Raw genomic sequence first — 24,763 nt, 5'->3', positions numbered from 1 at the left:
GGAAAAGGGGAAGGACTACTGCTGTTCCAGCAGGCGGACAATCCAGCAGAAGGAGGCGGCGATGGCGCAGACCAGCAGGCCCAGCAGCATGAAGTTTTCACGCAGCTCCCGCCTCATGTTGGTGGCGCGGCCGTCGCGGGCCACCACGGCGCGCAGGGCGCGGTTCTGGGTGCCTTCCCGCACGCGGTCCGGCGGGGGCATGGTATTGCGGTCCAGGCGCATGCGGGTCTGCTGCGCGGGGCGTTTGAGAGAGGCTTCCAATTCCTGGATGCGGTTCTCAATTTCCCGTGAGGCGCGGTCCAGTTCTGCCAGTTCTGAGGAACGGCGTTTGGCTTTTCTTTTAATCATGATGCGGAGGGGCTGAAAATCCAGATGAAGAAGAGGATAATGAGGGCAATCAGGAGCAGGGGAAGATGGAAGGAAAGGCCCTGGAGGAACTGGGTCATGAATTCACGGGAGCTGATGCGCACCTTGCTGGAACGGCGCACGCCCGTAAGCACCTTGGTGTGCTGCATGCGGGCGCACTGCTGGACGGCGTCCGCAAACTCCTCCTCACAGCGGTCAATGACCTGCTGGCCCTGGCTGATCAGGTTGTCCGTGTTCTCAATGGGCCATTCATCCGGCCGCACGGTGCTGAGCATCTTCAGGCTGCGCGTCAGGGTCATGTGAATCTGTTCCAGCTCGTTGCTCTCCTGCCGGAGGCTTTCCACCTCTCTGGAAATGAGGTCCGCGGCGTTCACCATGCGGTCCCCCAGTTCGTTCTGCTGGTCCATGAAGCGGGCCTTGCGCAGATGGCTTTCCTCCAGACGGCGGCGGGAGCTCTCCACCTCCTCCTTTTCCTTCCGCAGTTGTTCCAGCCTAAGCTGGGCCTGTTCCATGTCGGAATCCACCTGGTCGTCTGCCTGGGGATTGAAACCGGGATCGGCGTCCATGCGGCGGTATTGGGGATTGCTTGGTCTCATATGCGGTAAAATGATGCGTGCCGGGATACGGGAATGCAGCGGATTACGGCGTTTCCGGGCAAAATGGCCCATCAGGCAATCCCTGCGCGTGTTATTATTTAACTTTCACAAAATAAATCAAGCCAAGAAGAAGGTAAAAAGTGATTTTCCAGGTACATCCCCGGAACGGAATGCAGGGGCGTTTTATCCGCCGCCGCCGCATGTCCGGACCCGCCGCCGGGAAGGAATCCGCCCCTCTTTCCCGCAAAGGCGGGTGACGTGCGCTTTTTTTATGGTCAAGGGCATGGCATTGTTGGTATGTAAGGAACATGCAGTCTGACACGGTAGAATGTAAGCCGACCATGTGGTTCACCGGCAGGGCGGTTCTCATGGCTCTCATGTTCCTGGGGTTCGGAGTGTACTTTTATTATGATGCTTCCACCGGGTATCCTCAAAAAAACCTGGAATTCTTCATGCACAAGGCGTTTGTGGATGCCGGCGCCCTCTTTGACCGTGAAGTGAGCGGAAACGGCGCGTCCCGGGATGAATGGGAGCGTACCGTCATGGCGCGCACCGTGGAATTCCCGGAGGGGTACAAGATACCCTCCGGCGTGGACAGGACCGGAACGGCATGGCCCGCCGTGCTGGCGGATTACGGGCTGATGTCCGCCCCCGGAAAGGGGTGGAGCGCCGCATGGCAGTCCTATTCCGGAGAAATGCGCTACCCCATCAAGCCGGAGGACCATCCGTATGACGCCTCCAAGATTTTTGAACAATGGGTGGCCGGAAGCGTCTGCATGGTGCTGGCCATGGTGGCCCTGTTCTTCCTGGTCAGGACGCGCGGCAGGAAAATGGCCCTCAGCGAAGGGCAGGTGACGGCTGCCGGCAAAACCTTCCGCGTGGAGGACATTGCCCGCCTTGATTTGCGCCGGTGGAAGCAGAAGGGGCTGGCCCTTGCGACGTTGAAACCGGAATGCGGGGGAAACCGCATCAGGCTGGACGGGCTGACCTACGGGGGCTTCCGCAAGGAGGACTCCCCCAACAACGCGGAGGATTTCATGAAGGCCCTCCTGTCCCTTTACCGGGGAGAGGTAGTTGATTATGAAGAAGCTCCGGATGCGGACGCCCCGTCTGCCCGGAAGGATGGCGGGGAACATGCGGAGCATGGCATATGAGCGAGTCCCCCCTACCGGAAAAAAACGCCCGTGACCGTGCGTTTGGCATCGCCTGCTGGACGCTGGGCGCGCTGGCCTTCATCCTGCTCCTGATGGTGGGCGTCTCCTTCAGCCTGTCCGCCCGTACCGTGGTGGTGGAAAAAATGGTGGAAATTCCCGTGGCCGTGGCGGCGGAAGCCGACCCGCAGGCCCCGTCTGCCGCTATTGAAGACGAGGAACCTGCGGAGGCACCCCCCGTACCGGGAACGTCCTCTGAAAAACCCCGTTCCGTGGAGGAAATGCTGCGGGACGCTGACCTGTCCGACCCGGCCGACGATCCGGCCCCCGCCGCCGTGGCGGCTGCCGTGCCGGGGGGGGAAGATGTTTCCGCCCAGGCTCCCCGGGCGCCGGAGGACCCGGCTGAAGCCATGCCGCCCATGACGGAGGAAGTGGCGGAACTTGTCAAGGCGGCGCGGTATGCCCAGATTGACGGAGACCTTAAAGTGGCGGTGGTGAAGCTGGAGCAGGCCATGAGGCTGGAGCCGGACAACCCGGTGGTGCTTTACTATTACGGCCTCACGTATGAATGGCTGAGGAATGCGGATAAATCCCGGGAGTTTTTCCTGAAGGTATACACCCAGCGGGAAAAGGCGGGGAAATACTTTGCGCGCGCGGCGAAGCACCTCCAGGCCGGTTTTTCCAGCCCGGCGGACCTGCGGGGGGATATGTCCTTCGGCACCATTCTGGAATACCGGGATCCGGAATGCCCCGCCGGGGAGCGCGTCAAGCTGATCGTTCCCATTCTGATGAAGGATGGGTTGAACGTCAGGCCGGAGGACCTGCGCGTCATTGTCCAGTTCTTTGACAAGGTCAACGGAAAAAAGGTGGAAAAGACGCACGCTCCGGAACCCTCCTCACGGTGCGTTACGGAACCGGCGGACTGGGCGGACGGGGAGGAAATCATGGAAGTGACCTACTACATGCCCCCCCTGACGGAGGAAGAGACGATCGCCTACGGAAGCCTCAAGTATTACGGATATACCGCCAAATTATACTATAAGGGTGAACCGATGGATTGCCATGCCTCCCCCCCCGTGCTATTCTTGCTGGAACAGATGAACCAGAGTTCCCCTTCCGGCATGCCTGAAATTTACGACGGCGGCCTGCTGCCCCCGGTGGAGGCGGCTCCGGTTTCCGACTCCTATGACTCCCTTCTGCCTCCCTGATGCCTGACTTGCCCATGTTCGACCTTCCCCACAACTTTGGCGACTACACGCTGGTGGCGTTCATCGGCCGCACGCGGGGAGGGATTCTTTACCAGGCCATCCAGCAGGGCATGGACCGTTCCGTGTTCCTGGAACTGCTGGACCCGGACAATGCGGAGGGCGTGAGCGTGGAGGACTTCCTGATGAAAGCCCGCACGCGAGCGGCTCTCACCGCCCCGGTGCTGGGCACTGTTTACGAGGCGTCCCAGGCGCAGGGGTACTGGTTCGTCACCAGTGAACAACTGGGGGGCTCCTCCCTCCAGTCCATGCTGGACCGCGGGCAGACCGTGCCCATGAAGGACCTGCTGAAAGTAATTGAAACGGTTGGCGGCATGTGCGGCAGGTATGAACGCCTGCAAACCGCCTTCAACGTCATGGAGCCGCGCCACATCTTCCTGGATGACAAGTCCGCCGTGCGGCTGATGAATACGGCCATGCCCGGTGACTTTCATGAAGAAATATCCCGCGCGCAGATGAAGCGCCTGGGGGCCGACCTTCTGCCCCTGGTCACGCCGGACGTGCCCGGGACCACCCGCATGCGCACCCTGCTGGAGTGGATGCAGGAGGGCCAGAACGGCAAGCCGATGCAGTGGGACCAGGTCATGGAGCTGATTGCCGCGGTGCGCGAACAACTGGGAATCTCCCCGCGGGCCACCACCCACCGCTATACCGTTCCCGTGGAACCCCGCAGAAAACGCGGGGCATGGATGCTCTGGGCCGGAGCGGGCCTGCTGGGCGCAGGAATAGCCGCCGGTGCCGTGCTCCTTTTACTCCCCCGGGAGGAAGCCTCCGGGCCTGCTCCGCCTCCGGCGCCGAAACACTATCCGGATTTCTCCGCCAGCGACCATACGGAAGTCCGCATAACCCTTCCCGGCGGCGGGGAATTGATGGTGGGAGCCCATGAAATCACCATGGAATCCTACCGCCTGTTTCTGGACCAGTGGGCGCGCCTTACCCCGGAACTGAGGGAGGAATACTCCCATCCGGACCAGCCGGACAAGCAGACCGCCACTCATGTTCCCGCGGACTGGGAAGCCATGTGGACGGCGGCCAATACTCCGGGGGGGAAATGGAAGGGCAGGAAAATCACGCTCCGCTCCCCGGTGGTCAACGTCAGCTTCTGGGATGCCTGGGCGTATGCAAGCTGGAAACCCGTTGCGCCGGGAGAGCCGCGCTACCGGCTGCCTGCGCGCCGGGAATGGATGGCCCTGGGCGCCATGCTGGACACGGGGGAAAAGGGGGACAAAACCCTGGTAATTGACCGGTACAGCAATGACTATGATTTAAAAACGGGCGTGTGCGGCATGGCCTCCGGCGTGATGGAGTGGACCTCCTCCATGGAAAAGGACCCCGCGCGCGTGAAAGAGCCGCCGGGGCCTGTGGCCTGCGGCGGGGACTGGAAGCACCCCGGCATCACCAACAGGGTGGAATACCTGCGCTCCCGTGATGAATGCCGGGACAACCTGGGCTTCAGAATTGTGCGGGACGTCCGCTGACCTATTTAAAAACACCTACTCGACATACCAATACCATGAAACACATCCTTGCAATGCTGCTGCTGGCCCTGATGGGGGCGTCCGGGGCCCTGGCCCAGATCTACGTGAAAGTCGTTCCGGAAAAGAAAACCTTCCTGAGCGGGGAGGCCATGTACATGAGGCTGACCATCACCAACAACTCCGGCGTGCCCGTGGAACTGAAGAGCCAGGAATACTCCTCCTGGCTGGACATCCATGTGGAGCACTCCACCGCAGGAGCGGAACTCCCCCAGTCCAAATTTGCCATGTTCCCGCCGCTCAAGGTTCCCGCCGGCATGAGCGTATCCCGGAAAATTGACCTGCGGCACTTCTATGACCTCTCCCGGGAAGGGAACTACCATGTGCAGGCGGTGGTGAAAATGCCCAACCAGAAGGACATGTTCGCCTCCCAGAAATCCCTCTTTGCCGTCCGTACCGGCACCCCCATGTGGTCCCAGACCGTAGCCATTCCGGGCAGCGCCAAGCGGTGCACCTTCTCCATCTGCACCATTGCCGTGCGCGGAATCCAGAAACTGTACGTGCAGACGAAGGACCCGGACACGGGCGTGGCCTACAATGCCGTGTGCATCGGGGACTGGCTGGGCACCACGCGGCCGCAGTGCATGGTGGACGGAAAGGCGAACGTGCACGTCTTCTTCCCCACCACTCCCCTGTTGGGCGCGTACTCCCGCATCAACTGCCGCGGAACCATGGAAAAGCTCCAGTACTACAAAAAAGTGATGGGCTCCCCCTCCATGGTCTTTCTGCCGGACGGCAGCGTGCGCGTGACCGGGGCCGTCCACTATGACCCCACCGTGCAGCCCAAGACGGTGCCGGATGCCGCGGACGTGCCGGGCATGTAGCCGGACTTGTTTTTCCAGAATCCGCGCGGGGGAAGGCAACTACTCCCGCGCGTTTTTTATGCCGGGAAAAGCGGGGAATGGTTCAGGAATCTCCCTGGGGCTTCTTCTCCTGCTGCTGGGCTTTTTCCAGAATGCGCTTCACGCTTTCCTGCACCACGCTGATGGGAAGGGCGTAATTCTCCGCCCGGTTCACTCTGGCGATGTTCATGCCGATGAGCTCTCCCTTTAGGTTGAGCAGCGGGCCGCCCATCAGTGTATACCGGGAAGGGGTGTCATGCTGGAGCACCATGGGAAAATCATCCCGGCGCTTGCTGAAGCCTCCGCTGATCAGGTCATTGGAATTCTGGGGCGTATCTTCACCCAGAGCCTTCCGCCGGGAACCCAGCGTGATGGCGTAGGAAACCTTGTTGCCCTTGCGGCTGACCTTCAGCGTCACCTTCTCCCCGATCTCCTTCTTGGACAAAATGGGGTAAATGGCTTCCAGCGTGGTAACAGGGGCGCCGTCCACCGCCAGAATCTCATCTCCGTCCATGGCGCCGGCCTTGTCGGCGGGGCCATCCTTGACGACCTCCTGAATGGAGCACGGAGCGGCGAAAACCACGCCCATGTAAGCCGTATCCCCGTTCGGAATGGGGCGCTGCGCCGCGCTGAGGGTGCCGAGCTGGGCCCGTCTGGAACTGCGGGTGGTGGAGCCGTTGCTGACCACCAGCATTCCCATGGGAGCCTCATGGCTGACGGGACCGGGGGCGGAAAGGTTGGAGGCGTCCACCTTCACCACGGCGATGTCCGTGGCCGGGTCCGTGCCGATCTCCTTGAAATGGCTGTACTTGGCAGCCCCTATACGGATCACCGGATTCTGGTGGGCGTGAAGTTCGGAAGCCTTGGTGGCGATGTAGCCGTCCGGACTCAGGACGATGCCGTAAACCATCACGTCATGGCCGGAAAAGAAAACGGCGCTCAATTCCTGAAGGCGTTCACGCACGGGTTCAATGGTCTTCAAAACCGTCTTTCCATTGATGCGCTGTTCAAAATCCAGGCTCCCGTTATAACCTTCCGCCACGGCGGAGGGCAGCAGGAAACAGGCCACGGGAAGCAGATACGCGCAGGAGGGAAGTTTCATGAGCGGCAGGAATAAATGGTTTAGCCGTCCTGTTCCGGTGACGGGGGGAGGGGCGCTTTTCCTCCGGAGGGAGGTTCCGTCAGGGCGTCGAAATCCTTCATGGGAACGTGAAGGTTGTCTTCAAGCCCGGAACCCACCCGGCTGTGAATGCCGATCAACTCTCCATTCAGGTTGAACAGAGGGCCGCCGGAATCCCCGCGGATCAGCTTGCAATCCGTCTGGATAACGCCATTCTTGAGGGAAACCACACGGCCCAGGCGCACCATCGGGCCGCGTTTCTGGTCCAGTCCGCCTCCGTGGCCCAGCGCGAACACCCAGTCTCCCACGCGGGGCAGTTTCTCTGTCCGCTGCACACGGGGAAGCCCCTTGTTCAGCACCGTGGTGATTTCAGCCAGTCCGGCGTCGGACTCGCTGTTCTGCGCCGTGGTCTTTCCGGGCAGGCGCGTACCGTCCGGCATGATGATCTTGAGCACGGTTCCCTGCTTGTCAACGACGTGGGCCGCTGAAAAAACCAGCCCTTTTTCCGAGACCAGGATGCCGGAGCCGCTCCCGTTGTTCACCTCAATGCAGACCAGGGCGGGAAGCACCCTGGGAAGCACCTGCTTAAGCTGGTGTTCAATGCGCTGGAGATCCTCCACGGACTGCGGCGTGGTGGAGAGGATTCCTGTGCTGTCCGTAGACTGCGCCAGAGCCTGCGGAAAAGAAGCCAGCAGGGCCGTGCCGCAGAGAATGGCGGAAAAACAGGGTTTCCGGGAAGCCGTTTTCATCATGGCCGGGGCTATTGGGCGGAAGCGGGAGCTTGCGTCTTCTGCTGGTCCGTCTGTCCATCCCCCACAAGGGAATCATGGTAATGCATGCCGATGAACAGGCCTGCCAGCGTAATAAGGGTAATGAGCAATTCTTTCATGCCGCCACAGCATAGAATGTGTCTCTCCGCCTGACGAGAGAATTTCATTTATAAGCCACACTTTAATACAGTTCGGCAGAAAGGGAAGGGCCGCGGGACGGGAAAATCCCAAAATAAAGGTTGCTTTTTTCCGGCGCAGGCGTATAAACCCTCCAGCGGCCAGTTCCGGTCCGCTGACCCATCCAAGCGGATGTAGCTCAGGGGTAGAGCGCAACCTTGCCAAGGTTGATGTCGTGGGTTCGAATCCCATCATCCGCTCCAAAAGTTTCTGTAAGAAAACCTACGCAAACCTTGATATTGCTAGGGATTATGAATAAAGTACACGTAAGAAAACTTACGTAAACCATATTACAAAACCCTTACAGGAAATATTACAGGTATGAGCAAGCCTTTCTACAGCGGCCGTCTGTCCATCAACAAGGAAAAATCTTCCCCTTACTGGATGGTAACATTCCAGGGACCGGACGGCAAGATGCGGCGGCGCTCTACCAAGGTGCCTGTGAATGGCGGCGAGTTCGAGGGAGACCGCATCACGGCCAAGCTGGCGGAACGGCTCGCCTACCAGCGGGGCGTGCAGATTGCCTGCGCGGAGGCGGAAGAATATCAGGCGCACAATAATGTTTCCGTGCGCGCCTGGTGCGACGGCTACGTGATGCGCAAGGCGGCGCTGGTGTCGGAAGATACGGCGCGGAACGCCAGGACGGCCTACAAGCATTTTTACGCTTATCTTGGGACGCGGGCTGACGCCCCGCTGCGTCTGATCACCAAGGCGGACATCAAGGGCTTTGTGGCGGCCCGCCGGGAAGAAGTCAGGCAAAAGACGGTGGCCAAGGATTTGGCCGCCCTTTCCCAGGCATTCACGGATGCCGTAGATTCCGAAGTGATCGACCGCAACCCGTGCACCGGCGTTTCCATTCCCCCGGATCGCGCGGGCGAGAAACTGCACAAGGAAGCGTTCACCCTTGACGAGATACGCTACATGATTGAGCATTTCCCGCCCCTGTGGAGTTCCGCGGTGCGCTGCTCATTTGAGACCTTCGGCCAGAGGCTGGGGGATATTCTGCGCCTCAACTGGAATCAGTTTGACTGGGAGCGCCGCGTCGTGCGCTTTGACACGGGCAAGACGGGGCGCTGGATGGACCAGCCCATGAGAGAAGGATTTTACCAGTGGGCGCTTGCCCGCTGGAAGGAAGCCGGGGAACCGGCGGACGCACTGCTTCATGCTCCCCTGCTGGCCCTGGGGGATGGGGCTTCCGCCCAGTTCGGGCTATTGCTGCGCACTCACGGCATCGGTGTGGTGCATGGAGCGGCCGGCGGCCGCAGACGGAGGATGAACAGCAAATCGTTCCACAGCATCCGGGCCACGGCCGCCACCATGTTGCAGGCTTCCGGCGTTTCCCAGGGGCTGGCTATGGAGCTGGTGGGACATGATTCATCCGCCGTTCATAGCGTGTACATCCGCCCCTCCGCGGACCAACTACGTTCTGCTGCTGAATCCCTGCCGGAATTGTAAGGTTCCCGGCTGTGTGACACCGTCACGCTTTCTTTGATTCTTCCGCCTTGCCATGCTGTAGGCATGGACAGGCATACCGTGTTTACTCTCGCCCTGCAACTGCTTGGGACGCAAGAGTATAAAGAGGACTCCCCCACACAGCACCCGTGTGATGTATGGTACAATCCCGTACTGCGGATAGCGTGCGCCCGTTTCAACTGGACGTTTGCGGCGCGTGAAACGGTGCTGAAGCGCAAGAGAGACGCCCAGGTGGCGCCGGGTATGGCCTTGTTTCCTTATCCGGACGGGTGCCTGAAGATTACCCGCATGAGGACGGAGGACGGGGTGGACGTGCGCCTGCCCCGCTTGGAAGCTGATGGCATCCTGGTGGATGAAGACGAGTGCCCGGAGACGTTGCGGGTGAATTACCAGAGTGACCTTGTGGCGCTGGGAGGGACGTTGCCGGACCATGCGCCGGAGTTTTGCGACGCGGTGATTTACCTGTTGGCCAGCCGGGTGTGCATGGCGCTGACGAGTAATGCCAGACTCCAGCAGGCGTTGGAAGAACGGGCCCAGATGGCTTTCCTGTCCGCCATTGCAACCGACCGGCAACAGGACGGCAGCAAGGCGATCGACCCCATCACCCGCATCACGAGGCAGAACATTTTTAGAAGGAGACGCTGATATGGGTTTTATCAATAGCATGCTTTCCGCCGACGTTACAGCCAGCGGGTATGATGCCAGGAAGAAGCAGACGCTGGCCCACGGCCAAGCAGCCAAGAACCGTGCCTACAGTCAAGCCACGGGAGTGGAACAGGCCGCGCGGGCCAACGCGCTGACCGAGGGAGCCAACATGATGACGATGCGGGGCAACCAGCGTCGGGCGGTTGGCACCGCCAGGGCCCAGGCGGCAGGCAGCGGGTTCACCAGTGAGGGCACAGGTGCGGCAACTGCTGACGCGATAAGTGACCTGTATGGGAAGCGGATTTCCGACATGGCCTATGAGTCCAGCACGGGTTCTCTTAATGCGGTGAATCAGGCTATCGGCCTGCGCCGGCAGGGAGACGAGTACATGAGGGCGGCAGAAGCGGAGGCAGCCCAATACCGCAGCATGGCCAAGGGAGTACGCACGGGCATGTGGATTAGCGGTCTTGGTGCCACAGCGGGCGCCATCAAGGGAGGAATTTCTGCTTATAATGGGGTTGCATCAGCGAACGCTATAGCAGACAAAACCAATGCTTCCATAGAGGTTCAGCTTGGTTTGGTAAAGCCTAAGGAAAAGCAAAACCTGGCAGAGAGTTCCATCATTGGAGCTTTGGATGGACTAGGCTGGGGAAGTTCTGCGGTCAATGCGTTCAACCCCTACATGTCCTCTTTCACGTCCCAGGGATGGGAGAAGAATTTTTTGAAAGCACTTGGTTATGGACAGAAATGAAAGCTTGATCAATGGGCCGGGGGTGCAACCTCCGGTGAGTGTGAACGCCCCGGTGCCTCGTGACGTGACTGGGGATGCCTTGCGCCGTGGCGTCGTCCAGGTTGGCCAGAACATCGGCGGGGTGTTCCGCGAGATGGTAGATACAGAGGATTCCATGAAGCAAATGGAGCAGGAGCGGACTCTGATGATGATGCAGGACGAGGTGAATCGTGAGAGCAAGAGGCGGCTGCAGCTCCCGGATGGAGACCCGGAAGCGTTTTTTGACGAGAGGGGGAATTTCAGTCACGTGAACGTGCGCGATTTCCTGACCCCCTACCGGAAGACCTTGGAGGGAATAGGAAGCGGCATCATGGTTCCAGAACGTGCGCAGAGGATGCAGATGAAGGCTGCCTTGATAGGGGACAAGATGTTGAGCAACCTGATGGATAACGGGTTTGAAGTAGCAAAACAGAAGCAAAAACAGGAGTTAGACACCAACCTCAAACTGGCTGAGGAAACAGGAAATTGGGGGTGGTATGAAGATTCCTTACTGGAAGCGGAAAAAGAAGGAGCTCTTACACACATACAAGCAGAGTTACTGCGCGTCAAAGGAAACAAGATCAGATATGACAAGCAGCAGGAGAATTTGAAGACAGCCTTGTTTTCCAGCGTCGCCGCCGATCCCATACGTGCGGCTGCGGCTATCAACAAGGGACTGTACAATGACCTGAATCCCATTGACCTGGACCGGGCCAAACGCGAGGTGCGCCGACGTCTGGCTGATGAGGCCACGCCCGCTCCACTTTCCGCAGAGGACCGCCGCAAAATTCAGGAAAAGAATATTGAAGCCCTGAAAAAACAGTTGCCCAACGGAGCTACTGAACAGATGTGGAGATGGGCCCGCAATGCCCAAAAGAACGGCGGACGGTTCACGGAACGGGACAAGGTGGAAATACGGGGTGCGTTCAATACGGAGTTGGACAAGCTTCCTGTTCCTCAATCACGCGAGGAGGCTAATCAGATTGCCGAGCGCACCGCCAAGAAGTGGGCACTCCTGGGGGCTTATGAGGGGAACCAGGAGTATATCCGCGCCGTGGTGATGGATAAGATGACTTCCCGGCTGGATGCCGCCAAGGGCGCACGCAGAAATGACATCGGTCTGGTGCTGCGCCATATTCCGGATGATGCGTATATTCCGAACAGGTCCGCTTCCGTACGGGATGCGTACAAGAAAGGTGACCAAAAGAAGATTCAGGAGAAGGAGGCTGCCAGAAATTTGGTAGAGAGCCAGATTGACGAGTATGTGCGCGTCCAGATGGCGTATTGGCGTGAACGGAATCCGGAGGCGAGCATTCACGACGACCGGATGCAGATTTTCAGATTTGCCGCAAAGAAAGCCAAAGAGTTGAACGAGTACGAGCATCCGGAAAAGCTGAATGTTGAGAAGAAGTCCAAGGAGATTTCCCGCGCTTTTGACAGTGAGGCCCAGGTAGGAGACACCAGGGAACGCACGCCGGATTCCGGGAAGGATTTCATCGACCGGAAGAATAAGGAGTGGAAGGAGTATCAGGAGAAGCAGGTTCCCTACACGCCGCAAGTGGAGGTCGTGAAAGACAGCGCCCCCCTGGCCGTCCCCATGTCCTTTGTGGCTGGCAGGCGCGCCGGGGCCTACGTGCCCAGGGAAATGTACCAGCAGCTTGTTCAGAAGTACGGAAGCCGCCCCTGTCTGAAAGCCACCATGGACCAGTCCAAGGCTTACAACGAAGTTCCCGTGGTGGGGTTTTATGAAGGCCCCAACAGGGGGATTGAGCTTTCCGGCGACGAGTACGGCAACCGCCTGATCATGCTCGCGGGGGACAAGGGGAATGCGACCGTCCGTTTTGCCCCCGAAGAGGTGCCCGGCATGATCGAGCCCGGCAATATTGATTTGAGCGCACGTCCCGTCGTCCGCAATACCGACGGCTCCATCAGCACGGTGCGTTCCATTTCCGTGGAGATGGACGGGAAGGAATACCTGATTCCTACCGTTTCCGAGGACGGCAAGGTTCTTTCCGAGGACGATGCCGTGAAGCAGTTCAAGCAAACCGGCAAACACCTGGGCGTGTTCAATTCTCCGGAGGACGCGACGGCGTATGCCAGACAGCTCCACGAGGACCAGGAGAGTTTTTATGCCCCGCAGCAACAAGGAACAAGCAGCGTACTGAACCAGCCTATTTCTTCCCCGCAGAAGGCCGCCCAGGTTCTTTCCCCCGCTCTTCTGCAGTACGAATCTGCCTTCCGGCGGGCCGGGGAGAAGTACGGTGTGGACCCTGATTTGCTGATGGCTATTGCCATCCACGAGACAGGCAACGGCACCAGTTCCGCTTTCCGGAATAAGAAGAATGCCATGGGCGTGAGTCCGAATGGCGGAGGTCCCCGGTCTTTTGAAACGGTCGAGGCCGGTATTGAGTACATGGCCGGACAGCTCGCCCGGAATTACCTGGGCAAAGGACTGACAACGATTGCCGCCATCGGCAAGAAGTACGCTCCCCCAGGAGCATCCAACGATCCCAAGGGATTGAATTCCCACTGGGTGAAGGGGGTTTCCGAATATTATTTCCAACTTAAAGCTTAATTGATTACCATGTTTGAAACAGATTTTTTTCCTCTGGCGAAGCAGGCGAAGGATTATAACCTGGTTCCCGATTCCCTTGACCATTTGCAGGAGAATACCGCTTCCCCTTCCTTGCAGGATTGGGGACAGGCGCCGGGTTCCAAAAAACTTCCGGAGTTCAGGCCCGATGAAAGCCGCCTGAAGGTGTTTTCCGCGCTGGCCCTGGGGGATGCCGCCGATGAAGGAGCCAGAAAGCTGGTGAAGGCGGAAGGCTACCAGGCCCCAGCCACGCCGGACGAAGAGGCTTGCCTGGGCCTTGATGTGTGTGTTTCCCTGTTTGGTCTGGACCAGGCCGCCGACCCGTATTTGTATTGGGCCCGGCAGGGTAAAGAGGCCCCACAGTTCAAGGACATGGGGGAGGCTCACCGCGCTGTGTGGCAGGATTTTTCCGAGAGAACACGCGTGGAGGATGCCGCCTACAAGGAACGGGTGAAAAGAGTCCAGCAGGAACAGGAAGAGATTTCCCGCCGGATGGTGGATTGCGTAGCCGGGAAGGAAGGCGACTGGGATGCATGTCCTGCTGATTTGTTGAAGTATGCCGAGAGACCGCAGGAGGCTGCCGATTCCATCATGCGGGCGCGGCGGGCGTATGCTTTTGTCAAGAGGCGCGGGTTTGAGGATGTCTGGCGTTCCGACGCTCTGGACATGGCCAATCTGCTGACGGTGAATGTCAATGGTAATGAGGTGCTGGACCAGCAGGCATTGAGGCTGCTGATGACCGCGGTTGACCGGAAGGTTCAGGAGAACCAGACGGATTCCACTTCTTTCTGGCGCAATTTGTACGGGAGTTTTGCCGACACGGTGCGCGGCGCGGAGAGCCTGGGCGTGAAGGCGGTTCAGGCTGTGCGCAATATACCTGGCATGGAAGGCGTGGAAAACCTGTATTCCGATACGGTGGCGTCCGCGCTGGGCATGAAGGATACGTTTGACGGACAGAGACAACTTTATGACCGCTACGAGCAAAGACGCGGGGCGCTGAATACGATGCAGGACATCATGCACGAGTTCGGCCAAAGGATGCGGGGCACGAGTCCCGACGCATCCTGGTACGTCAAGGCGATTAACGGTGCCGGGAATATCACCGGGCAGAGCCTTTCCTACATGGCCCCCGGCGGCTGGGCCCTGGCGCTGGCCGGGGATATGGGCCACGCCGGGAATGCCGCCTCCCGAAATGGAGATTCCCTGGTGGATGTGACCATCAACGGCCTGCGGAATACGGTGGAGGAAAAAGGGTTCGGGGTGTTTTCCGTGTTCGGGCGCATGGGGGCGATTAACAAGCTGCTGACCAGGACAGGTTCCGGCGCACTGGCAAGGCTGGCGGCGAAGGTGCCGGGACGCGCGTTTTTTGCCGGGACGAGAACCGGCAAGATGCTTTCCACCCCGGTGTTTGCCTACGCGGAAGAGATGGGGGCGGAACCCCTGGCCGGGGAGGTGTTTGAGTGGACGGCCCGGAAGTTGTCCGGGATGACGGGGATGGAGGTGAAGCCGAAGGATTTCGAGGTGGTGGGGCCCGTGCTTCAGGCGATGGGGGATGTGGAGCAGTCCGGCGGGTGCGCGTTGTTCGTGGCGGCCATGGCCGCCGGCCACGCTCCGAGGATGAAACAGGAAGTGGCGGCGTTCGTGATGGACGCCCAGCGGGCCCAGCTGGCCGGGTACACGAAGAGGCATGCCGAAGAGATGGCGTCTTTTTCCACGATGGAGCACAAGGCCGCCCTGGCCCAACGTTATTTTGAGTCTGATATTTTGAAGGATCCCGAAGGAGCCGCCGAACGGGCGCGGAAGGCCGGCGCCGAGATGGCGGACCGGGAGGAAGCCCGGCTGTACCAGATGTCCGGCGCTCTAGACAAGGTGCTGGAGAAGGCCCGCATTGGCCGCATCCGCAAGCTGGAAGGAACGGACAAGTACGAAGTGAGCCTGCGGGAAGGCGCCGAAGTGAACGGTGTGAGGATGGAGGAAGACAGGACCGTGGAGATGAGCGAGGAACAGACGGACGCCCTGATTCAAGTAGTTCTTCAAGGAGCCTATCTGAACGGGGTGCGCATGATGCAGGATGCCGTCCTTGGGAATGCCGTCGTTTCAGAAGCCGGGAAGATGGATTTCATTGAAACGCTGGATATGTTGTCCGAGGAAGCGCCTGCGGAGTACCGGAAGGCAGCCGCCGAAACCGGAGGGATGACCGTTCCCGGGTTCATGGATGTGGCCGCCCGAGCCCAGGCACGGATTGACGCGATTGTCCGGGAAGAGGGCGTGTCCCTCCAGGAGGCCAGAAGCAGGACGGACGCCGAGGTAATGGAGAAGGTGCAGCTTGGTTCTATTGCCGATTTGGCAGCTTCTTTTGAGAGGCGTCTTGAGCAGGGGGTACGTTCCGGAGAGATAACGAGGAAGAGGGCCGAGGAGATCAGGAGCGGCACGACGGCGGCCAGCGCCGCCCACCGGTTCACGATGGCGGCCGACCCGGGAAGTTCCCTGCTGCTTTACGCCGGAGGCCATGCCCGGACGGCCAACGTGATGGAGGATGTGCAGGAGTCCGCCCTGGTCCATTACATGAATTTGACCGGGAAGGACTGGCAGGATTTGTGGGAGCATTTGCAGGCGGCGGACGCCGTGCTGGGAAGGTATGGAGTGAATCTGGGAACGTATGAAGGTCCGGCACATGATGTCAGGGACGTGGTGGAGAGTTTTTCCGGCCTGTCCCTTTCTTCTTCCCTGGCCGATATTGAGAACCTGCCTGTGCCCCAGTGGGTAAAGGACACGGCGGAGTTTGCCCTGAAGAATCTGGAGGATTCTGCCCGCATCATGCGCATGGGCGAGCAGTGGAACGAGTTTGCCACGGGAGATGAAGGAAAGAAATTTATGAAGGAGCATGGCGGCCTGGCAGACGCGCTGCATGCCGTGGGCGCGAGTACGGAGAGCGTTTTCCGCCAGGCGCGGATGGATGCCACACAGAGGTTGGATGTGGAGATGGTGCATGCGGACCTTGCTTCCCGGAGGGCTCCGGGGGATTCCACGATGACGCTGGGTGAGCTGGAGGCGCTGGAAGAGTCCATGGCGCAGATGGATGCCGCGGAGGATGTGGAAGATACCGCGGAAGAAGAGGAGGGGACTGATCCCGTGACTGGCATTACCGGGAATCCAGCTTCCCCCGCTCCGCTGGTGGAGGATGCCGGAGGCGCCCTGGAAGGGGTGGGAGAAGATGCCGAACACGATGAAGAGGCTGGCGCTGGGTTCCGCGACCATGCGTTTGTGCGGGTGGCTCCGGATTGCGTGTTTGCCCAGGTGCGGGTGGATTCCCTGGCCCTGGCTCCGGACGTGGAGCAGTTCAAGCAGGGAGATCATAATGAACGCGGAGCCGTGAAGGGGCGCGAGCTCCAGGGACGGTTCCGGGAAGATGCCCAGCCCGTTTCCGTCTGGCGGCGCAGGGATGGAGCCCTGCATGTGATTACCGGACGGCACCGGTTCGATCTGGCCGTACGAGACGGGGTAGAATTTATTCCGGCTTACGTTTATCAGGAAGATGAGGCACATGACGCCATTTGGGCAAAGATGCACGACATCGGCCAGAATATGCTGGACGGCCAGGCGTCCGCGCTGGAAGTGGCCTTTTTTGTCAGGAATTCCGGAATGAGCCGGGAGGAGATGGAGGCGCAGGGGTATTTGCGCCCCGGGTCGGCCAATGTGATGGGCTGGGATATTGCCACCCTCGCCGGGGAAGAAGTGTTTACCCGCCTGAAAAACGGGGTGATTACGGATAACGAAGCATGGAAGGTATGCCACTTGTCCGGAACGGAGGCGGGGCAGATGCTTGCCCTGCAGTTGCGCGAGAAGGGGAAGCCGTGGGATTACGTGGCAGCCTATGTGAAGGAGGCTGACCGGGTGGCTGCGGAGAAGTCCCGGGAGGGTGAGGCGTTTGATTTGTTCGGCAACGATACGTCCTGGCAGGAGGATTGCGAGAAGGTGGCCCGCTTTACGGCCCGGGGGATTGCCCTGATTGCCGAACGCCTGTCCCTCCTGAAGAAGTCCAGGGGCATCAGCCGGCGGAAGGATTTGGCGGGCAGGATGGGCATCCGCCTGGAGACGGACGCAGATTTGAATGCGGCCATTCATGATTTGGAAAGAGCCAAGGGGGCGTGGCAGTCCCATGACCCGGCGCTGCGCCTTCATGACCGCGCCCTTGCCTGGGACGGCACGAGTGAAGTGAATCCGTTCGAGCATGTGCCCGTTTCCGGGGCGACTTTTTCCGTGGTTGCCATGGACAGTTCCGGATCTGTCCTGGCGCCGGAGACGTTCGTCACCCGGGAAGACGGAAGTCCTGATTGGTTTGTGATTCCGCGTCGTAAGGGGCAGCCCGCCATGCCGGTGCGGCTGCTGGTGGGTTCCGATGTTGGGGAACATCGCGGCTATGGTCTGACCCACATTCTGGCTTCCCGCGGGTTTTCCTTCTGGCAAGACCGCTCCCCGGAACGCTATATCAGTTCCATTCTGGCGAATGTGAGCGAGCTTTACGAGGTGGCGCCCGGGCGTGAGCTGCTGGTTAGGGGAAGGCAGCCTTCTTCCTGGATGCTGCTGCAATTGGACCGGAAGGACGGGTTTTATTCCATTGTCTCGGCTTATCCAGTGCGGCAGGGCAAGAAGCCACTGGGAAAGAAGCTCCCCCTTGCAGAGCGACAACCTGCAAACGCGAATAGCGGCACCGCGCGCCTAGGTCCAGGATCAGCAAGCAAGGCCGCTCTGCCGTCCCAATCCGCTGGCGGGGGAGATGGTTTTTCCTTACCACAAGGGGCGCGTGTTGTCAATGTGAATGAAGTGGAATGCCGGTTTGACGACGGCGCCATTGTTCCGGCAACGTTTTCCATCAACACTAAAGCACTTGACCTGGAGTATTTAGAAGCCGTCGAGAAGAACGATATGGAAAAAGCCCAGCGCATGGTGAATGAGTTTGCCAAGGCAAAGGGGTATGTCGTAGATGATAGCTGGAAAATGGACCACAGGGCGCCGAGCAAATCCGGCGATACTCCGCAAGAACGGCAGAAGAATGGGGAAGTCAGCTTGCTGGATATGGCGGATGGGTTCGGAATCATCCCGGAAGAAATGATTCTTGATTCCTCCCGGAATCTTGAACTGGGCTGGGATAATGCTCACATGAATGCCTTGTACGCCGTGAGGCATGCTATGGAGCAAAGGAGGTCTCTTGTGGAAAAGGGGAAGAACAACAAGGTACCGGCGATTGCCATGTACAGGGCTATCCCCCGTGACATTAAGGAAGATGATTTCCGGGGCGGCGATTGGGTAACTCCCTCCATGGAGTATGCCCGCGAACACGGAGAGTCCAGCCTGGATGGGAAATACAGGATCATTTCACACAGGGTGTCCATCAAGAATGTGTATTGGAACGGGGATGATATTTGCGAGTGGGGGTACGATGACGGGGTGAATTATGCCTATCGCAATACGAAGAATAACCGCAAGCTGCTGGACCCTGTTACTTATGATCTTGTAGAGGTAAGAGACGAAAATGGAAAGTATGAAGGGCACGATCTCGGAGAATGGGATAGTGAAAAGAAGAAGTACTCCCGGATTCCCTACCGGTTTAATTATGAAGAGAGGGTTATACCTCTTTCCAAGAGATTCAATTTTAAGAATCCGGATGTTTCTTTTTCCATCGTCTCGGCAAAAGAACAGGGCTTGTTCCGGGACGGGCATTTTGAGGCGGCCAATGCCGTCATCACCGAACCAGGCGTGACGTTTTCCATTACCGCCCTGCATGCCTCCCCTCATTCTTTTAGGAAGTTCACCACGGAGAAAATGGGAGACGGCGAGGGAGCACAGGCGTATGGATGGGGACTGTATTTTGCGGAGCATCAGGAGGTAAATAAAGCCTACATGAACCAGTTTGCGCAGGATGTGGCGACATGGAGGTTCAAGGATTTGGAGGCGTCCAATGTGGATGATATGGCACGAGGGTTACGCGATAGAATCAAACTTCCGCCAAATGCGAGTCGTGTAGCTATGGATGGCGCACTAGATACGGTGTATGCCGTTCTTGGCGATTTATCTGATTCTAAAGGAGATAGGAAGAAGATAGATGCCATTAAGGATAAATTGAGGGAGGATATACGCGTTAATGAGAATTATACGAAAAATTACCCCGATACGAAAAACCTGAACGATGCAGATAATGTAGTTTGTCAGTTTTTGGTTGACCATCTGGATGAAATAGAAGTTGCTGCTGGCAGTCCGTCCAATTACCGAGTGGAACTGAATGTTGATGAGGGTAGTTTGCTGGGCTGGGAGTACATGGAACGCGACGTTGAAGAGTTGTTGAGTTCCTCTCCGGTTGAGGCGGTGAGGTACGCCGTTGAATATGCCAGGGATGTGGCCGATGCCCGTGGCGAGGATGTAAGCGGCAAGGGTATTTATGTCGCGCTGGTTGACGCTTTCTGGGATGGAGGAGATGATACTAAACAGGATGCTAAAAAGGAGGCGAGTCTGGCTTTACTGGAGGCTGGAATCAAGGGGATTAAATACGCAGACAGCCTATCCCGCGGAAAGTTGCAACAGACGTATAACTATGTGATTTTTGACGAGAATGACATCAAGATCACGGAGTTTGCGGATGAAAGTACAGGTGGCGCGTGGAAGGGTTACACAGATCCGGAGGCAACTTTCTCTCTTGCTACAGAAGAGAGTATTTGGGTGACGCTGGAACGGGAAGCGCGGAAGAACCGTCTGGAGTTGCTGCGCGGCCAGACGGCAAAAGCGCTGGAGACATGGCGCCGGGTTTGCGCGGCCAACGATGTGAAGCAGGGGGACGGAGCGGAGGCGTTCGGAAGGGTCATGGCCGTGGTGGCTTCCATTTACAAGACGCTGCCGGAGGGGTACAGATTCGGCCTTTATCCCTACATGAGAGCCGCCGAGAATCTTGCCACCCGTCTGGAGGACGGACAGACATGGCTTTCCGAGGAGTTGAAGAAGGAGACGCTGATGGACGATACCAGCGAGCGCATGGATGCCGTGATCGACAAGCTGCTGGCCCGCACGCTGGAACAGGCGGACCGGTATGCCATCGACCAGATGCGGACGGAGATGGTTGCCCGCATCAAGGCCGTGCAGCCGACGAAGAAGGCCAGCGGGAAGTTCAACAAGGGCAAGTTGAGTGCGGAGGATTACAAGCATCTGCACGGGATCGTCGCCATGATGAATACGGACCAGGAGGCGAAGGAGAAGCGGATGCTGGAGCTGGAGGGCGTGCTTTCCAGCAACCAGTCCACCGACGAGGAACGGGATGCGGCCGAGCTGGAATTGAAGGATTGGCACACGTTCGGATATTTGGCCGGGATGGGACTGGAGCAGACGCGCGCCTGCATGCGTGCCCTTGCCCAGTTTATCACGACAGGACGGACGGCCTGGTCCGCCAGATTGGACGAGGAGAGGCGCCGGACGAAGTTCAAGGCCGAGAAGATTGTGGAAGGGCTCGGGCAGGCCACTCCCCAGGGAGGGCGTGATGCGGAAGAGGATGCGAAGGCGTCCACGAAAACGAAGGTAGCCAAGTACTTGAAGTACGGTTTGCAGTCTTATTCCCAAATGTTGAATGGGTGGAAGAAGATTCCCGCCCTGCGCGATCTGGCACATGCCGAGGTTACTGCGATTGCCGAGGCGAATGTGGCGTTGAGGAATATGAAGCATGAGCGGGACCGGGAGGTGACGGCCCTGGTCAAGCGGTGTTTTGGCGTTCAGCGCACCAAAGATGTGGCAAGGGTTCTTTCCGATTTCAAGAAGACAGGGGATTCCGGCGTGGTACTGAATCCGCTGGTGAAGGTGGAACGCACGGTGAGGATTGCCGAGGCCCGCGAGTGGGTGGGTTTGTCTTTTGAGGAGAGGGAGGAGCGCCGCAAGGCGATCAAGAAGGAGTACAATGACCGGGGTCTTTCTGATGATAAGGCATCCGTGCCGGAAGCACTTATTCCGGAGATGCGCCGGCAGCTTGCCGAGTTGGACGCGCTGGTGAAGGCCGGAGACGGACGGGCCAGGAGGCGGAAGAATATTACGGCGAAGGCGGAGGTGGTCCGTCCGGGCAGGAAGGGAGAGACGTTGAAGGTTTCCCGAGCCCAGGCGATGTATGCCATTTTGCTTTACGAGCAGGCCGAGTACGTGGAGACGATGCGGAATGAAGGCATCGGGGAGGCGGAGGTTGCCCGCCTGCGCGAGTTTGTTGGCGCCGAAGGGCTGGCGTATGGCTATGGCCTGCGGGAGTTGATGAACCGGCAGGGAAAGCTGCTGGCCCGTGTGTATGAGGAGCGGGAGGGGGTTCCCTTCCCCGCGGTGGAGAATTATTTCCGGGCCGTGTTCCGGGCGGACCACAAGCTTGATACGAAGGCGTCCTTCGGTGAGCAGACGAATGCCGTGGCCGGCGGGGCGAAGTACGGGATGCTGATTCCCAGGCGGAAGCACAATCTGCATCTGGCGTGGAATATGGATTGCGAGGCCGTGTTCCAGGCAGCGAGCGCCGAGGTAGAGAATTATATTTGCACGGCGGATATTACTTCCCGCTGGCGCGGCATTCTGGCGGACAAGGAGGCGGCAGCGTCCCTGAAGGAGCACATGGGACGCCACGGGATTGATTCGCTGCGGCATTGGCTGGACGTGATTGATGGAGCCGGAGTGATGGAAGGGGGAGCCCTGCTGGCCGGGGCCCAGGCGACGAGCCGCTTTCAGAGCGCCAAGGCGGTGGCCTTACTGTCCTGGAACGTGCTGACAATGCTCAAGCAGACCAGCGGCCTGATGCACGGGATGTTTGCCGGGGAGGTGGGCATGGGGAGTTTCCTGCTGCACCTGGGGCAGACGATGTCCATGACCGGACACATGGGAGTGATGGAGATGATGAGGACGGAGGCTTTCCGGGTGAGAACCAATGACGCGCAGGCGGAGCTGGTGAGCCAGTTGATGGGGTATGCTTCCGACCAGAATTACACCGGAGCGATTCGGTTTTCCATGGCTGGCATGAGGGCTATTGAGAAGATGGACGTGTGGAGCAATGCCGTGTCCATGGCTGCCCTGTATAATGCAAAGTGGGCCGAGCTGGAGGAGGCCGGCAGAAGGACCGGCGCCCCGATGACGGAGGACGAGATGCACGCCCTGTGCATGCAGAGCGTGACCAGGGCGCTGGAGCTGGTGGCCCAGCCGCTGACGCAAAGCCAGAAGAGCATGCTGGGGACTTCCACGAGCCAGTTTGCGAAGATGGCCTGTTTCATGAGTTCCGAGGTGCTGAATAAGGTCGGGATGATCGTCTCCCATGTGAGCTCCGGGAATTGGGGGCAGGCTCTTGCTCTATATGGGGTGATGTCCGTTGCCGAACAGACGGTGATTGCCCTGTGGCACGCCTTGCTGGATGACGAAGACGAGTGGGAGAAGAACGGCGGATGGTTCGGCGCCATGCTGGGAGCTCCCGTTGCCATGATTGGCGGCGTGCCGATGCTGGGCGCGGCGGTGGAGTTTGCCTACAAGCAGGCGACTGGCCAGCGCATTTACGTGGGCACCGCGTCCGGAGTGATTGATTATTCCGCGATTCACCGGGCGGTCAAGAATACGTGGAAGGCTGTCACCGGAGACAAGGAGATGACGTTTGCCGATTGGGCGGAACTGATTCTGCTGGATGCCAAGGCAGCCGCTTATGTGGCCGGAGCGGGCGCCGGGAGCCGAAACAAGGCGGTTGATTCCGTGGCGTCCTGGCTGCTGTCCGTGGCAGGGGTGGCGAATTTGTCCAAGCCAGGGTTCAAGCTGGCGGAGTGAAAATAAAAAATCCCCTCCCCGTTCGATGCCGGAGAGGGGTATTCAAGCCTCAATGAGACGTATGCTCACGCATTTGTCGGATTAAGTCTTTACTATTAAACCTTGAAGCAGGCCCTCCAATGCGCATAACTTCTTCCCCTGTTCTATTCTCTACTAAAGTGAGAAGAACTCTACCCCTCATAAGTCTCAATATAGACGGGTCTTTGATATAGGTTTCTCCAAGGCTTAGCGGCGTTGTTGTATCAATTGATTGATGTCCAATAAGTGTATAACGAGCTTTTGCATTAAGTACACCTGTATTATCGTTAGTAAATCCGCTTACAATAACCTTCCAACCATCGTTTCTTAGCTCACTTTTAACATTCTCCATTACGAAAGGTAATGGCTCCGATGAAGTCGAAGATGGAGGAGCAGCAACACTCCTATCTTTCCCATTTATTTGTTTGAAAAACTGCGCTTGAAGAGGAGGTTCCGGAGTATGAACAGCGCAAGAGGTGAATATCAATGCTATGGCAGAGCAAGAATAAGTAAACAATTTCCCGATAGGCATACCAGAAAGCTATTCATTTCTTGAAAAGAAGACAACAAAAAAGCCCTCCGGCCCGAAGGCCAAGAGGGCTACACGCTAACAATGCGAGGAAATAATGACTTCTCCGTCGGAAGATGCAAGTCTTAAAATCATTATTCCGTGATAATTCTATATAATCATGTACTGAATAAGGTACTTTACCAGTTATATCCTGCTCCAATTCGTCAAGGTTGTTACATAGATTCCTGATATACGTCCTCCATCCATTGGTATAATATCTTTGTACTCCGGATTGATAGGCTTGAGAACATATTCCATCTTGCCGGTTTCCGGATTTTTACGGCGTCCCAGTTTTTTGAGGGTGACGCCGCGTTCATCGTTGTACTCCACAATCGTTCCTACTTTGGGTATGGGAGGGACGGTATATTTCTTCACGATAATGAGAGATCCGTCCATGATCTTAGGCTCCATGGATTTCCCGTTGACCCGCAACGCATATTCTCCTTTGCCTAGCGGCCTGTCTGTACGGATCATAAAAGGTATCGTATCTCCTTCTTCCAAATTGCCTGCTGCAATATTACCGATGACCTCTGCCTCTTGAGCAGGCACAGGATTTACTGTGCGGAAATAGCTCTGATGACTGCTTTCCTCTTTCTCTCCAAGGTTGATTTGGGGCTGGTTGGCACACCACTTTACAGATAGAGAACAATACTCGGAGAGCTTCATGCCACGACGGAACGCTTCCTGTTCGGCCTTGTGCAGGGTAGCCATGTCTATTTCCACGGGTAGCCGGAACTTTGTGTCCATTTCAGCTTCACGGTGGAATTCAGGCCCGTACTCCTTCTTTCCGGTGGTTTTGAAAATAAGAGTCTGAATAGTCAATTGAGCCTTAGAGGGAACCCCCCGATCTGACGACAGCCATGTATCCACCGTTGCCTTACTAACGCCACACTCTTTTGCAAGCCATGCCCGCTCAAGATTGTTCTCCTTCATCCAGTTTTTAATCTCATTTTTAGTTACCCTCATGGCCTTGATATTATGCGATTATTACAAATTGTCAACACATAATTCAGACAATAACTAGACGCTTCCGCATAATCATCTTGACCGATATGTGCGAAAAGC

16 protein-coding genes and 1 tRNA gene are annotated in these 24,763 nt (G+C 58.0%); 10 read left to right on the top strand and 7 right to left on the bottom strand.

What is annotated here, in order from left to right:
• Window positions 1-15 precede the first annotated feature (15 nt).
• A complete protein-coding gene (locus ABGM91_RS11520) occupies window positions 16-348 on the bottom strand; it encodes a hypothetical protein (RefSeq protein WP_102711358.1) in 333 nt (110 codons plus the stop codon).
• Window positions 345-962, bottom strand: coding sequence for a hypothetical protein (locus ABGM91_RS11515; protein WP_146016511.1), 618 nt, complete (start codon window positions 960-962; stop codon window positions 345-347). The genes ABGM91_RS11520 and ABGM91_RS11515 overlap by 4 nt, the downstream gene beginning before the upstream one ends.
• Before the next feature lie 308 nt (window positions 963-1,270).
• Between ABGM91_RS11515 and ABGM91_RS11510 the strand changes: the two genes are divergently transcribed.
• The 4 genes from ABGM91_RS11510 to ABGM91_RS11495 are packed head-to-tail and all read left to right on the top strand — an operon-like array spanning window position 1,271 to window position 5,737.
• Window positions 1,271-2,116 (top strand): hypothetical protein, encoded by an 846-nt coding sequence (locus tag ABGM91_RS11510; protein ID WP_354832479.1) that lies wholly within the window; start codon window positions 1,271-1,273, stop codon window positions 2,114-2,116.
• Window positions 2,113-3,321, top strand: coding sequence for a hypothetical protein (locus ABGM91_RS11505; protein ID WP_354832477.1), 1,209 nt, complete (start codon window positions 2,113-2,115; stop codon window positions 3,319-3,321). Before ABGM91_RS11510 ends, ABGM91_RS11505 begins: the two co-directional genes overlap by 4 nt.
• Window positions 3,321-4,856 (top strand): SUMF1/EgtB/PvdO family nonheme iron enzyme, encoded by a 1,536-nt coding sequence (locus ABGM91_RS11500; RefSeq protein ID WP_354832475.1) that lies wholly within the window; start codon window positions 3,321-3,323, stop codon window positions 4,854-4,856. The genes ABGM91_RS11505 and ABGM91_RS11500 overlap by 1 nt, the downstream gene beginning before the upstream one ends.
• Window positions 4,857-4,891: 35 nt before the next feature.
• Window positions 4,892-5,737 carry a hypothetical protein gene (locus ABGM91_RS11495; protein ID WP_290566525.1) on the top strand — a complete coding sequence of 282 codons (846 nt, stop codon included), beginning with the start codon at window positions 4,892-4,894 and terminating at the stop codon, window positions 5,735-5,737.
• 82 nt (window positions 5,738-5,819) lie between these two features.
• Here the strand turns inward: ABGM91_RS11495 and ABGM91_RS11490 are convergent, their stop codons facing one another.
• The 3 genes from ABGM91_RS11490 to ABGM91_RS11480 are packed head-to-tail and all read right to left on the bottom strand — an operon-like array spanning window position 5,820 to window position 7,764.
• Window positions 5,820-6,857: a PDZ domain-containing protein gene (locus ABGM91_RS11490; protein WP_354832473.1), complete on the bottom strand. Its 1,038-nt coding sequence runs from the start codon at window positions 6,855-6,857 to the stop codon at window positions 5,820-5,822.
• A 20-nt stretch (window positions 6,858-6,877) separates the two neighbouring features.
• Entirely contained in the window at window positions 6,878-7,627 is a 750-nt protein-coding gene (locus ABGM91_RS11485; RefSeq protein ID WP_354832471.1) for a serine protease, read from the bottom strand.
• Between the two features lie 8 nt (window positions 7,628-7,635).
• The gene (locus ABGM91_RS11480) at window positions 7,636-7,764 is read right to left on the bottom strand and encodes a hypothetical protein (RefSeq protein WP_354832469.1); all 129 of its coding nucleotides are present in this window, start codon (window positions 7,762-7,764) and stop codon (window positions 7,636-7,638) included.
• A gap of 186 nt (window positions 7,765-7,950) precedes the next feature.
• Between ABGM91_RS11480 and ABGM91_RS11475 the strand changes: the two genes are divergently transcribed.
• The 6 genes from ABGM91_RS11475 (at window position 7,951) to ABGM91_RS11450 (ending at window position 23,109) form a co-directional block, all read left to right on the top strand.
• Window positions 7,951-8,025, top strand: a tRNA-Gly gene (locus ABGM91_RS11475).
• A gap of 118 nt (window positions 8,026-8,143) precedes the next feature.
• Window positions 8,144-9,277: a tyrosine-type recombinase/integrase gene (locus ABGM91_RS11470; protein ID WP_354832467.1), complete on the top strand. Its 1,134-nt coding sequence runs from the start codon at window positions 8,144-8,146 to the stop codon at window positions 9,275-9,277.
• 63 nt (window positions 9,278-9,340) lie between these two features.
• Window positions 9,341-9,940 carry a hypothetical protein gene (locus ABGM91_RS11465; protein ID WP_354832465.1) on the top strand — a complete coding sequence of 200 codons (600 nt, stop codon included), beginning with the start codon at window positions 9,341-9,343 and terminating at the stop codon, window positions 9,938-9,940.
• Window position 9,941: 1 nt separating this feature from the next.
• Window positions 9,942-10,691: a hypothetical protein gene (locus ABGM91_RS11460; protein ID WP_354832463.1), complete on the top strand. Its 750-nt coding sequence runs from the start codon at window positions 9,942-9,944 to the stop codon at window positions 10,689-10,691.
• A 40-nt stretch (window positions 10,692-10,731) separates the two neighbouring features.
• Window positions 10,732-13,284, top strand: coding sequence for a glucosaminidase domain-containing protein (locus ABGM91_RS11455; RefSeq protein WP_354832461.1), 2,553 nt, complete (start codon window positions 10,732-10,734; stop codon window positions 13,282-13,284).
• A 9-nt stretch (window positions 13,285-13,293) separates the two neighbouring features.
• On the top strand, window positions 13,294-23,109 hold the full coding sequence (locus ABGM91_RS11450) for a hypothetical protein (protein ID WP_354832459.1): 9,816 nt from the start codon (window positions 13,294-13,296) through the stop codon (window positions 23,107-23,109).
• A gap of 49 nt (window positions 23,110-23,158) precedes the next feature.
• Here ABGM91_RS11450 and ABGM91_RS11445 read toward each other — a convergent pair whose 3' ends face one another.
• Together ABGM91_RS11445 and ABGM91_RS11440 are read right to left on the bottom strand one after the other, a co-directional pair.
• A complete protein-coding gene (locus ABGM91_RS11445) occupies window positions 23,159-23,659 on the bottom strand; it encodes a hypothetical protein (RefSeq protein WP_354832457.1) in 501 nt (166 codons plus the stop codon).
• Between the two features lie 183 nt (window positions 23,660-23,842).
• Window positions 23,843-24,664, bottom strand: coding sequence for a S24 family peptidase (locus tag ABGM91_RS11440; protein ID WP_354832455.1), 822 nt, complete (start codon window positions 24,662-24,664; stop codon window positions 23,843-23,845).
• Between the last annotated feature and the right edge of the window lie 99 nt (window positions 24,665-24,763).

It is taken from the genome of Akkermansia muciniphila (assembly GCF_040616545.1).
Taxonomy (GTDB): Bacteria; Verrucomicrobiota; Verrucomicrobiia; order Verrucomicrobiales; family Akkermansiaceae; genus Akkermansia; species Akkermansia muciniphila_E.
This window is presented reverse-complemented; position numbering and strand designations above follow the sequence as displayed.

Excerpts from the sequence above, each read along its gene's own strand:
- ABGM91_RS11490 (WP_354832473.1), bottom strand. The coding sequence starts at position 6,857 with ATGAAACTTCCCTCCTGCGCGTATCTGCTTCCCGTGGCCTGTTTCCTG.
- ABGM91_RS11515 (WP_146016511.1), bottom strand. The coding sequence starts at position 962 with ATGAGACCAAGCAATCCCCAATACCGCCGCATGGACGCCGATCCCGGT.
- ABGM91_RS11485 (WP_354832471.1), bottom strand. The coding sequence starts at position 7,627 with ATGATGAAAACGGCTTCCCGGAAACCCTGTTTTTCCGCCATTCTCTGC.
- ABGM91_RS11480 (WP_354832469.1), bottom strand. The coding sequence starts at position 7,764 with ATGAAAGAATTGCTCATTACCCTTATTACGCTGGCAGGCCTGTTCATC.
- ABGM91_RS11465 (WP_354832465.1), top strand. The coding sequence starts at position 9,341 with ATGGACAGGCATACCGTGTTTACTCTCGCCCTGCAACTGCTTGGGACG.
- ABGM91_RS11440 (WP_354832455.1), bottom strand. The coding sequence starts at position 24,664 with ATGAGGGTAACTAAAAATGAGATTAAAAACTGGATGAAGGAGAACAAT.
- ABGM91_RS11450 (WP_354832459.1), top strand. The coding sequence starts at position 13,294 with ATGTTTGAAACAGATTTTTTTCCTCTGGCGAAGCAGGCGAAGGATTAT.
- ABGM91_RS11505 (WP_354832477.1), top strand. The coding sequence starts at position 2,113 with ATGAGCGAGTCCCCCCTACCGGAAAAAAACGCCCGTGACCGTGCGTTT.
- ABGM91_RS11510 (WP_354832479.1), top strand. The coding sequence starts at position 1,271 with ATGCAGTCTGACACGGTAGAATGTAAGCCGACCATGTGGTTCACCGGC.
- ABGM91_RS11520 (WP_102711358.1), bottom strand. The coding sequence starts at position 348 with ATGATTAAAAGAAAAGCCAAACGCCGTTCCTCAGAACTGGCAGAACTG.
- ABGM91_RS11460 (WP_354832463.1), top strand. The coding sequence starts at position 9,942 with ATGGGTTTTATCAATAGCATGCTTTCCGCCGACGTTACAGCCAGCGGG.
- ABGM91_RS11500 (WP_354832475.1), top strand. The coding sequence starts at position 3,321 with ATGCCTGACTTGCCCATGTTCGACCTTCCCCACAACTTTGGCGACTAC.
- ABGM91_RS11495 (WP_290566525.1), top strand. The coding sequence starts at position 4,892 with ATGAAACACATCCTTGCAATGCTGCTGCTGGCCCTGATGGGGGCGTCC.
- ABGM91_RS11470 (WP_354832467.1), top strand. The coding sequence starts at position 8,144 with ATGAGCAAGCCTTTCTACAGCGGCCGTCTGTCCATCAACAAGGAAAAA.
- ABGM91_RS11445 (WP_354832457.1), bottom strand. The coding sequence starts at position 23,659 with ATGCCTATCGGGAAATTGTTTACTTATTCTTGCTCTGCCATAGCATTG.